13 protein-coding genes are annotated in these 9,863 nt (G+C 69.8%); 1 reads left to right on the top strand and 12 read right to left on the bottom strand.

Annotation, left to right across the window (positions count from 1 at the left end; all coding sequences use genetic code 11):
* Positions 1-21: 21 nt before the first annotated feature.
* The 11 genes from IRZ30_RS12700 to IRZ30_RS12650 all read right to left on the bottom strand — a co-directional run bounded on the left by IRZ30_RS12700 (position 22) and on the right by IRZ30_RS12650 (position 8,655).
* Positions 22-1,707 (bottom strand): cbb3-type cytochrome c oxidase subunit I, encoded by a 1,686-nt coding sequence (locus IRZ30_RS12700; RefSeq protein WP_294085662.1) that lies wholly within the window; start codon positions 1,705-1,707, stop codon positions 22-24.
* Positions 1,704-2,171 (bottom strand): cytochrome c oxidase subunit II, encoded by a 468-nt coding sequence (locus tag IRZ30_RS12695; RefSeq protein ID WP_294085661.1) that lies wholly within the window; start codon positions 2,169-2,171, stop codon positions 1,704-1,706. Before IRZ30_RS12695 ends, IRZ30_RS12700 begins: the two co-directional genes overlap by 4 nt.
* A 16-nt stretch (positions 2,172-2,187) precedes the next feature.
* Positions 2,188-2,328 (bottom strand): cytochrome c oxidase subunit 2A, encoded by a 141-nt coding sequence (locus IRZ30_RS12690; RefSeq protein ID WP_012872527.1) that lies wholly within the window; start codon positions 2,326-2,328, stop codon positions 2,188-2,190.
* Between the two features lie 33 nt (positions 2,329-2,361).
* On the bottom strand, positions 2,362-2,571 hold the full coding sequence (locus tag IRZ30_RS12685) for a hypothetical protein (RefSeq protein WP_294085651.1): 210 nt from the start codon (positions 2,569-2,571) through the stop codon (positions 2,362-2,364).
* Between the two features lie 401 nt (positions 2,572-2,972).
* Positions 2,973-3,527, bottom strand: a complete 555-nt coding sequence (locus IRZ30_RS12680) for a hypothetical protein (RefSeq protein ID WP_294085648.1) — start codon at positions 3,525-3,527, stop codon at positions 2,973-2,975.
* 67 nt (positions 3,528-3,594) lie between these two features.
* Positions 3,595-5,502 carry a hypothetical protein gene (locus tag IRZ30_RS12675; RefSeq protein ID WP_294085645.1) on the bottom strand — a complete coding sequence of 636 codons (1,908 nt, stop codon included), beginning with the start codon at positions 5,500-5,502 and terminating at the stop codon, positions 3,595-3,597.
* A 3-nt stretch (positions 5,503-5,505) separates the two neighbouring features.
* On the bottom strand, positions 5,506-6,336 hold the full coding sequence (locus IRZ30_RS12670) for a CbbQ/NirQ/NorQ/GpvN family protein (protein WP_294085643.1): 831 nt from the start codon (positions 6,334-6,336) through the stop codon (positions 5,506-5,508).
* A 145-nt stretch (positions 6,337-6,481) separates the two neighbouring features.
* The gene (locus IRZ30_RS12665; RefSeq protein ID WP_294085640.1) at positions 6,482-6,859 is read right to left on the bottom strand and encodes a type II toxin-antitoxin system VapC family toxin; all 378 of its coding nucleotides are present in this window, start codon (positions 6,857-6,859) and stop codon (positions 6,482-6,484) included.
* Positions 6,860-6,868: 9 nt separating this feature from the next.
* Positions 6,869-7,165 (bottom strand): hypothetical protein, encoded by a 297-nt coding sequence (locus tag IRZ30_RS12660; protein ID WP_294085639.1) that lies wholly within the window; start codon positions 7,163-7,165, stop codon positions 6,869-6,871.
* Between the two features lie 66 nt (positions 7,166-7,231).
* On the bottom strand, positions 7,232-7,411 hold the full coding sequence (locus IRZ30_RS12655) for a hypothetical protein (RefSeq protein ID WP_294085637.1): 180 nt from the start codon (positions 7,409-7,411) through the stop codon (positions 7,232-7,234).
* 50 nt (positions 7,412-7,461) lie between these two features.
* On the bottom strand, positions 7,462-8,655 hold the full coding sequence (locus IRZ30_RS12650) for a DNA polymerase Y family protein (RefSeq protein WP_294085636.1): 1,194 nt from the start codon (positions 8,653-8,655) through the stop codon (positions 7,462-7,464).
* A gap of 177 nt (positions 8,656-8,832) precedes the next feature.
* Here IRZ30_RS12650 and IRZ30_RS12645 point away from each other — a divergent pair, with 177 nt between their 5' ends.
* Complete coding sequence (locus IRZ30_RS12645) at positions 8,833-9,108, top strand: hypothetical protein (RefSeq protein WP_294085634.1); 276 nt, start codon at positions 8,833-8,835, stop codon at positions 9,106-9,108.
* A gap of 18 nt (positions 9,109-9,126) precedes the next feature.
* Here IRZ30_RS12645 and IRZ30_RS12640 read toward each other — a convergent pair whose 3' ends face one another.
* On the bottom strand, positions 9,127-9,777 hold the full coding sequence (locus IRZ30_RS12640) for a sigma-70 family RNA polymerase sigma factor (RefSeq protein WP_294085632.1): 651 nt from the start codon (positions 9,775-9,777) through the stop codon (positions 9,127-9,129).
* Positions 9,778-9,863: the final 86 nt, after the last annotated feature.

The raw sequence follows: 9,863 nt of genomic DNA, 5'->3' as shown, positions 1-9,863 counted from the left end.
GGGTGAGGGGGCTCAGGCTCGTTACCACGCCTTAACCGGCGGGGAGGTCATGTTGGCCGGGAGGTAGGGGATGATCACCGGCAGGTAGGCGATCAGCAAGAGCGCGATCGACACGACGACCCAGAGGCCGACCCGGTCGAACGCCTTCCAGGTCTCCTTGGGGCCGTGGATCGGCTGGCTCAGGACCGGCTCCACCGTGGCCGGGTCAATCCGCTTCGGGTTGAAGAGCGTGCCGATCAGGACGATGAAGAAGAGCACCCCGCCGATCGCCATGAGCACGCCGCCGACGGCGGTGAACCAGTTCGAGACATCCCAGCCGGGCAGGGAGTAGGTCGCCGAGCCGATGGCGGTGCGCCGGGGCATGGCGTCCAGCCCGCCCTGGATCTGCCCGCGGGCGAAGATCAGCGCGCCGATGGCCCAGAACCAGGCCTGGGCGAGCGCCAGGCGGCGGCTGAAGAGCTGGCGGCCGGTCAGGTAGGGCACGAACCAGTAGGAGATGCCCATGAAGGTGAGGGCCACGGCGGTCCCGACGGTCAGGTGGAAGTGGCCGGGCACGAAGGCCGTGTTGTGAACCGTCAGGTTCATCGTGTAGCTGGCGTTGATCAGGCCGGTGGCGCCGCCCAGGAAGAAGGTGAGCATCGCCAGGAGCTGCGCCGCCACGCTCGGCTCACGCCAGGGTAGCCGCGGGATCCAGCCGAGCACGCCCTTGCCGCCCGCCTTGCGGCCGCCCATCTCCAGCGCCGCCATGACCGAGAAGGCGGTGATCATGCTCGGGACGAAGACCACGAAGGTCAGCACCGCGTGAATGGCCTTCATGGCCGGCGGGATGCCCGGGTCGGTGAACTGGTGGTGCAGGCCGACCGGGATGGAGAAGAGCAGGAAGAGCAGGAAGGTCAGCCGGGTCAACCCGTCGCTGTACAGCTTGCCGCCGACCTGCCCCGGGATCAGGGCGTACCAGGACATGTAGGCCGGGAGCAGCCAGAAGTAGACGATCGGGTGCCCGGTGAGCCAGAAGAGGATCCGGTTGAGCTGCGGGTCGGTGGTGCCCACCCAGCCGAGCGACCAGGGGAGCAGGAAGGCCAGCACCTCGATCGCGATCCCGACGGTGGCGATGGTCCACATGAGGTAGTTGAACAGCCCCATGTAGGCCATCAGCGGGATCCGCTCGCCGGGGTGGTCCCGCCGCCAGGCGCGGAGCGTCAGCAGCAGGTTGGCCAGCACGATCCAGGTCGAGATGACCAGGAAGACCGCGCCCAGGTAGAAGAGCGGGTGAGCCTTCAGCGGCGCATAGAAGGTGAAGAGCACCGTCGCCTGGTTGGTGAGGATCGCGTAGCCCGCCAGGACGACTCCTAGCGCCGCGGTGAGGAACGAGGCGTGCACCAGGGCGGTGCTGGCGAGCGGCCGCCCGTAGGCCCGGATCGTCATGTACTGTGTGAAGGCGTTGGCGAAGGTGAAGGTGAAGACCAGCGCCAGCAGCACGCCGTGCAGGGTGAGCCCCTGGTAGTAGGTCTTGATCTGGCTGATCTTGTAGAAGTCCACCCCGACTCGCTCGAGGGCCTGGAGCAGCCCCATGTAGCCGCCGATGAGGAGGCCGATGAAGCCGAGGAGGAGTTGCCAGCGAATCGGGCGAAGCTGCTCAGCCGGGTAGGCGGTCACCGCCTCCTCGGCAACGGCTTCGCGTTGGAAAGAGATCGCAGCGCCCGTCATTCGACCACCACCCGTCCATACATCGTGTGATGCCCGATCCCGCAGTACTCATGGCAGATGAAGAGATACTCGCCCGGCTTCTCAAAGGTCGTGGTCATGGTCGTCACCTGGCCGGGGATGAGCATCCCGTTGATCGGGGTGTTCTGCAGCTCGAAGCCGTGGACCACGTCGGCCGACGTGAGCCGGAAGGTGACGGTGGAGCCGGCCGGGACCCGGATCTCCTTCGGGTCGAAGTACCAGACACGCGCGAGGATGACCGCCTCGTACTGGCCCGGCGCGATCTCGCGCAGGCCCGGCTGATCGAACGGCGGCGTTTCCGCCACGGTGCGCGGGTCGACCCGCCCGGCGGGCGACGGCACGTGCACTCCGGCCACGACCACCGAGGCGCCGATGGTCACGAGTCCGACCGCCAGCACGATGACGGTCAGAACCACGAAGACTTTTTCGTAAAATTCGACCTTCATGCGTCGCTCCCCGGGCCTATGCGCGTTGGAGCAAGATCAAGTAGACCGAGCCCCAGAGACCGATGATCACCACCAGATAGATCAGGAGGATGATGAGCGTCCCGGTCGGGTGCCCACCTTCCTCGTGTTCGGCCTGTGGCTTGCCCTTGTTGGCCATGCAGGACCTCCCCTATCCAGCGATCGTCCGCCGCTAGCGCGGCTGCTCCAGGTGGCGGACGTAACGCGCCACCCCTCCGAGCAGCAAGATGACCGCGGCGGCCACGATGACCGCGGACACTCCACGCTGCCAGGTGAGATCGCCCTCGAGGAGCGCGCTCATCGCGCTCCAGACGTAGATCGCACCCAACCCGCCGACCGCCAGGCCGCCGAGCAGGACCGTCAACAACCGCGTCGCGTTCATACCGGATCGACTCCTCGCCTCTCCCACTGCGGGCGCGCCGTGCTCCGCGAACACAGCCCCATTCTTCCGAGAACTGTAGAGCGAGAGGCAGCGCGGACTTGTGAAAAAGTGCGCGAGGGGCGCTACAAAACCGCAACAGGGTGCATGGCGCAGATAAACGTCCCTCACGGGCTTGCGGTGAGTGCGTTCGCAGACAGGTTCCGCGAACGGGAATCAGGAGTGATGTGATGCATCAGATACGTCATCACAGGTCGGGGGGTCGCGCGAGGGGGGTGGCGTCGGGCCTGGCTCCGCGCAGGATGACCCGGCTCCTAGCGGCGGCGTGGAACGGGGATGAGCAGGCGGCGTGGTGGGCTTGCGATGGAGGATGGTGCTCTATGGGCGGCGTCCGCCGCGCTCGCTCAGTTCTGCTGGCTGCCGCTGCGGCGGGCCTGGCGGGCGCGCCAGGCAAGGAGACCCTTGCCGACCAGCCGCCCGGCGGCGCGGGCGCCCTGGACCGACAGGGTGTCGAGCGTGGCCACGCCGGTGCGACCGAGATGGCGGGTGATGCGGGTGATGTCCCGCAGGTCGGCCTCCACCTGCGCGCGGGTCAGGCCGACGGCCGCCAGGTGCTCGTCGGCGACCTCGGGCTGCACCTGATGCAGCACGACGTTGATCGTCTGCACGCTGCGCATCAGTCGCTCGGCGTTGGCGAGGAGCGGGCCGAGGCCGGGGAGCAGGCCAAGGGGGAGGTTCCGCCCTGTCAGCCCGGACAGGGACGAGCGCTGGCTGGCGGCGAGGCGGGTATCGGCGGCGAGGCGCGTGGCGAGTTGCGCATAGAGCGGCAGCCGCCGGGCGATATCGGCCAGGACCTCGCGCATCGGCGGTTCCTGACCCTCGGTCTCCTCCTCGATCGGCTGGGTCGCCGGTTCGATCTCCGTCTCGTCGATCGGCTGGATGCTGCGTTCCTCCGTCATCGTCGATTCCCTCACCACGCCCACCATGTCGCTCTTCCGGATCGCGCGCCGGTTCCGATTGTACCGTCTACGGCAGAGTCAGGCGCCGGTAGACCTCGGCCAGCCGCAGGGCGAGCGCGGGGACATCCTCGACGACCACGTAGTGGCCGCCGCCGAACATGTGCGGCATGTAGTCGCGCGCCTCGGCGTCGATAGTGAGCGCGAAGGTGGCAACCCCTTGCTGGCGCGCCTCGATCAGTGCCTTGCGGGTGTCCTCAATCCCGTAGCGCCCGCCGTAGCCGTCGAAGTCGTTCGGCCGGCCGTCGGAGATCAGGAGCAGCAGCCGCACCCGCGCCGGCTGCTGGGTGAGCGCCCGGGTGGTGTAGCGCACCGCCGGGCCGATGCGGGTGTACGACCCCGGCGAGAGCCCGGCGATCCGCCCCTTGACCGTCTCCCCGTACCGCTCGTCAAACCCCTTCACGACGGTGATCTCGCACCGCTTGCGGGTGCCGCCGGTGAAGCCGTAGATGGCATAGCGGTCGTCGAGCACGCTCAGCGCCTCGCAGAGGAGGACCAGCGCCCGGCGCGTTACCTCGATCACCTGATCGTTGCGCGGGTCGTCGTCGATCCAGGCGCCGGTCGAGCCGCTGAGGTCCACCAGGCAGCCGAGGGCGATGTTGCGCTCGCGCTCCAGCACGCGGCTGTAGAGCTTGTCGCTGGGGGCGAACCCGGCGCGGCGGTCGGCGTGGTCGGCCACGATGGCGTCCAGGTCGAGCGCGTCGCCGTCGAACTGCCGCGTGAGCCGCAGGCGCTCCGGCCGCAGCGCCTCGAACTGCTGCTTGAGCCGGGTGATGAGCGCCCGGTTCTGGCGCAGGATGCGCTCGACCGGCTCCGAACTGCCCCCGCGCGGGCGCCGCTCGCGCACGGCGCACCACTCGGGGAGGTACATGCCGCGGATGTAGTCCCACTCGTCGAACAGGAGCGCGCCTACCTTGTCTTCCTCGGTGAGCGGCACCTGCTGGAAGGTGACCGGCGGCTCGCGGTCGCCGAGACTGAGCTGGATCGCCTGCCGCCCGCCGGAGGAAGCGCGCCGGTCCCGCGCCGCGAACTGCTCGGGCGTCCGCGCCTCGACGTGGATCGGCAGGCCGCGCGCCGTAGCCCGGGGCGGCGGCTTCCGCCGGTCGTCCCGCGCCTCGTCCTTCTCGTCGTCGCCGTTCTCGACTACCGCCGCTGGCCGGCGCATCAGGTCGGGCCGAAGCCGGCCCCGGTAGTGGATGACCTCCGGGGCGGGCTCATCCTGATCCAGCGGGGCCGCCCGTGCCAGGGCGATCGCCAGATCCCGGCACGGCTCCGGCCCCGGCGCGACGAGCGCCTCCGGCACCGCCGCCAGTCGAGCGGCCGCCGCCGGGTCCAGCCCCGCCTGTTCGGCGGCTGCGACGAGTGCGACGGGGTCGGGCGGCGTCGCCAGCGGCGCGGCAACCAGCGCCCGCAGCAGCGCTTCGGGGAGCGTCCGGGGCGCGATGCCGTTCCGCCGTTCCAGCGCGTCGGCCCGCAGGAGCGCCAGATCGTCCGCCAGTCCCGGCCAGGTGGCCACCAGCCGCCGGTCGAGCCACTCCCCCGCCAGCGCCTCGTACAGCGCCAGCGCCGCGCCGAAGTGCTCCACCCCGCGGAGGTCGCCCGCCTCCAGGTAGCCGCTGGTCGCCTGCAAAACTTTCCAGGCGGTCATGACCCGGTAGAGGCGGCGGGCGTCGGTCGGGTCGGGGAAGAAGTCGATTCGTGGCGGCAGGAAGATCGTGCGCCCGTCGGTGTAGCTCCCGCGCGCCGCGCCGGTGTTCGACATCACCCGCAACCGCCCGCCGGAGAGCGCCGTGGCGTAGAGCGCCAGCGTCCCCTCGACCTCGGTGAAGTCGAGCCCGGCGGGTGCCGGCGCCGCGGGCGACGTGGCGGCCCGCGGTTCCTCCCTCCCCGGTCGCAGGCGGCGGAACCAGCGCTGCATGGCTCAGGCCGGGAAGACGGTAGCGACCAGGTCGCGCACGGCGGCCTGGACGGTCGGGTCGTCGGTGATGGGCGCGGCGATCGCCAGATCGCAGGCGCGGCGCGGGGCGACCCCGGAGCGGATCAGGTGGCCGGCGTAGACGAGCAGGCGGGTGCTGGCCGGCTCCTCCAGGCCGGAGTCGCTCAGGTTACGGATCAACCCCGCGAGCTTCACCAGCGCCTCGGCGGTCGGGCGATCGACGCCGCTCTCGTGGACCACGATCTCCGCCTCGACCTCCGGCGGCGGGAAGTGGAACTCGATCGCCACGAACCGCTGGCGGGTGCTCGGCTTGAGGTTCTTCATCAGGCTCTGGTAGCCGGGGTTGTAGGAGATGACGAGTAGGAACTCGGGCGGCGCGACGATCAGCTCGCCGGTCTTCTCCAGGCGCAGGCGGCGACGGTCGTCCGTGAGCGGGTGGATGACGACGGTGGTGTCCTTGCGTGCCTCGACGATCTCGTCCAGGTAGCAGATCGCGCCGATGCGCACTGCGTGGGTCAATGGGCCGTCGATCCAGACCGTCTCATTGCCGCGGATGAGGTAGCGCCCGAGCAGATCGCTGGCGGTCAGGTCGTCGTGGCAGGCGACGGTGACCAGCGGTCTCCCCAACCGGTAGGCCATGTAGCGCAGGAATCGGGTCTTGCCGACCCCGGTCGGCCCCTTGAGCATCACCGGCAACCGCCGCGCGTAGGCCGCCTCGAAGATCTCCACCTCGTCGTCTACCGGCAGGTAGTACGGCTCCTCAACCACCTCCGCGATGCCTGCGTCTGCCCAGTGTTGGTTTGCCGCCTGCTCCATGGATGTCCCATCCTCCCTGCGAAGCGCGTGGGCCTCGCCATCGCTCCCGCCACCCGTCGAGAGCTGTATGTCGCCTGGCGTATGGTGTCGTGCTGACACAATCCTACCGCCAACCGCGCGGTGGAGGCAGGAGCGGGCCGTGGTCTTAGGGATAGATCGAGAGGCCAGGGATTGGCTGGAAATGTCGCCGGTTGCGGGTGACGAGGATGAGCCCGCGCGTGAGTGCGGTCGCGGCGATGAGCAGATCGGGATCACTAATCAGGTTGCCCCGGCGGCGGAGATCACCACGGATGCGTGCGAAGCACTTCATGGTCGTGCGGTTGAGCGGTAGTACCTCAACGCCCCGGAGGAAGTTGCGGAAACCGTTTTCAGCACGTTCAGGATCACGGCTGTAATAGATACCCTCGTAGATCTCGCCGAATGTGATGATGCTGATGGCTGCACCAGCCTGGATCAGAGGTGGCAACAACTGGACTACGGCGGGGTGCCCCCACCAGCCAATCGACAACGTAGTCAGTGTCAATGAGGTACGTCACAGCTCGACGGGAGGCCGTGACGAGCGCCGACGGCTCGCGTCGTTCTCCTCACGGAATCGATCGGCATCGACGATGTCGCGCCAGCTCCCGGCGGAGGAGAGGAATAGGAGATAGTCGGTCTCGGTGCGGGGGCGCCTCGCGCGCGACACGCGGTCCCCGGTGAGCGGGACGATGATGGCCAGGTCCTCTCCTTTGCGGCGCAGAATACGCGGCGTGGCTTCCGCGCGGATGTCCTCGACAAGCTCCTCGAGCCCCGGCAGCGTCGTAACCTCGATGGGTCGCAGGTCGCTCATGATCGCCAGCCTCTCTTCCGCAAGTACGTCAAGTATAGCCGGAGCATGGTTGCAGGCGTATCGCGCCTAATACCCCTGCTCGTACCAGGTGTCGGTGATGAGGTCGTGGTAGACGGTGCGGAGGCTGCCGTTGTCGAGGACGAGCTGGTAGTAGCGGCGGCTGATCGGGTTGCGCCACCACTCGTCGTCGATGCGCCAGGCGTCTCGCACCTGGGTCACCCGGTAGCGGCGCTGGCCTTCGATCACGACCGCCGGGCGGCCTTGCTCGGTGAGGATCCGGGCCGGGCGCGGGCGGTTTAGGGGTCGAAGCTGATCAGCGCGCGTCTCCGCTCGGGGATTCGGGACCATGGCTCGACCTCCACGACACGATAGATTGGGGATGTACCGTAGCGCTGTTTGAGCTGGCGGATGGCCTCGATGAGTTGCCGGGCGCGCCGGGGGCGGGCGCCGAGGAGTGTCTCCTGGTGGGCGGCTACCGCGGTCAGGCCGGTCAGCTCCAGGGTGAGCGCTTCCAGCGGGGCTGGGAGTTCCACTGCCTGGAGCCGGTGGCCGAGGGCGTCGATCAGCCGCTCGCGCCCGGCCGGCTCGCGGAGGGTGGCGACGTGTTCCCAGGAGCGGCCGCCCTCCAGGTGGGCCCGCAGTCGTGCCTGCCGTACGCCGCGGCCGTGGAGCGCGGGGCGCGCGAAGGCGCGGGTGACGAGCTGGCGCAGGGCGATCAGCAGGGCGTCGCGGCTGGTGGCCGGCGCCGGCAGGGATAGCTCGACGACCACCGACTCGGCGCGCTCGCGTGGGCGGACCGGGTCGTCGTCCAGCCCCTGGGCCAACTCCCAGGCACGGCGGCCCTCGGGGCCGAAGCGGGCCTGGACCGCGTGGGCCGGGAGCGCCGCGAGGTCGCGCATGGTGCGCAGCCCCAGGCGCTCCAGCCGCCGCAGCATGTCCGGCGGGAGGGGCAGCCAGTCGATCGGCTTGTCGGCGAGAAAGGTTGCGACCTCCTCCGGCGCGACGATGTGCCAGCCGCCCGGCGCCGCCTGACCGGCGGCGACGCGCGCGGCGAACTTCCCCGGCGCGATGCCGGCCCGCGGGCGCAGGAGCGGCGGGACGGCCTGGAGCAGGCGGGCGGCCGCGCGCTCCGGCGAGCCGTAGTGGCGGTCGAGCCCGCGTAGGTCGACGTAACAGCAGCCGGGTGCGGCCGGCTCGACCAGTGGGCTGAGCCCTTCGAGCCGGGCGACGATGCGGTCGAACACGGCGGCGTCGCGCACCGGGTTCGGCTGGACGACGACGGCGTCGGGGCAGAGAGCGGTCACTTCGCGCAGCGAGAGGCCGGGGCGGATGCCCGCGGCGACGGCCTCGGGGGTGCAGTCGTCGACCAGGTTGCGGCCGCCGGGTGGGGTGGCGAGCACGAGCGGCCTGCCGTCGAACTCCGGGCGCCCGAGGACCTCGACCCGGAGTGCGAAGTGGGGGATGCTGACGCAGGCGATGCTCACCGTCATCCCTTTCCCGTTGCCCCTCGGCCCCCGACGGTGTGGGAGACCGGCGCTGTCCGATGACCCTAGAATAGAACAAGTGTTCTAATTCTGCAAGGGGGTCGCGGGGCTCTGTTACACTGGAGCGGGGCAGGTTGCGCTCGCGTGGGCGAGCGGGGAATTCGACGTGGAGGAGGCGCGCCGATGTCGGGTCAGGCAGAGAAGCCGTCCGGGGGAGAGTCGACCGCGGTGCAGCCGGCGACGGAGTCGGCTCCGGCCGTTGTCGAGGAGCAGGCGGCCGCCGGACCGTCGCCACAGGGCGGGGTGAGCTGGGAAGAGGCGCGCAAGGGACAGGCGCCGAAGACGATCAAGAACCCGGACGAGGCGCTGCTGTACGACCGCTATACCAGCCAGTTCACGATCGTGAACATGCCCGGGGCCACCTGGCAGCCGGTGCGTCCGCTGTTCAAGCCGGACTAGGCGCGGCGGCGACCGGGGTCAGCCGTCCGGCTGGCGAGGCGGGCGGCGTGCCCGGCGCGTCCGCTTCGGCGGGATCTCGGGCCACATGCGGCGCACCTCGGCGGTGATCCGCGCCCAGGCGCGGTAGACCGTCTGCGGGTGGACGCCGAGGAGGTGGGCCACCTCGCGCAGGTGCAGCCGGTAGCCGATGTGGAGCTCCAGCACCATGCGGTCGCGCGGGTCGAGCCCGGCACCGATCTCGGCCAGGGCGAAGAGGTCGTCGGGGTCGAGCGGCGCGATGGAGCGGGCGGTGTCGAGGTCGTCCAGCGGGGTGAGCCGGGCCGCCGACCAGCCGCGCTCGATGATGTCGATGGCGCGGGCGAGCCGCCAGGGGAAGCGACTGAAGAAGTAGCCGAGGAAGCTCTCCTGGCCCGGCCAGGCCGCGACCAGGTCGCAGAAGACGACGAACGCCTCCTGTGCGATGTCCTCCAGATCACAGATAACCAGCCGCTCGGCGCGGCGGTGGTAGCGCCGCACGAAGCGCTGGACTTTGAACCCGAGCGCGCGGTAGAGCACGTTGCGGGCGTTCGGGTCCTCCTTTGCCCGGCGCGCCAGCGCGGTGATGAGCGTATCCAGGTTCGGTGTCGGATCGAAGTCGCCGAGCGACTCGGTGAAGAGCGCCTGCGCCACGGCGGATATCCCTCCTCAGTGCGTCATGCGTCATTCGTAGTGCGTATTGCTCCCCTCTCCCCTCGTGGGCTCCGTCCGAGAGGGGC

It is taken from the genome of Sphaerobacter sp. (assembly GCF_019683595.1).
Lineage (GTDB): Bacteria > Chloroflexota > Chloroflexia > Thermomicrobiales > Thermomicrobiaceae > Sphaerobacter.
The sequence above is the reverse complement of the archived record's forward strand: the minus strand, read 5'-3'. Positions and strand labels throughout refer to the sequence as shown.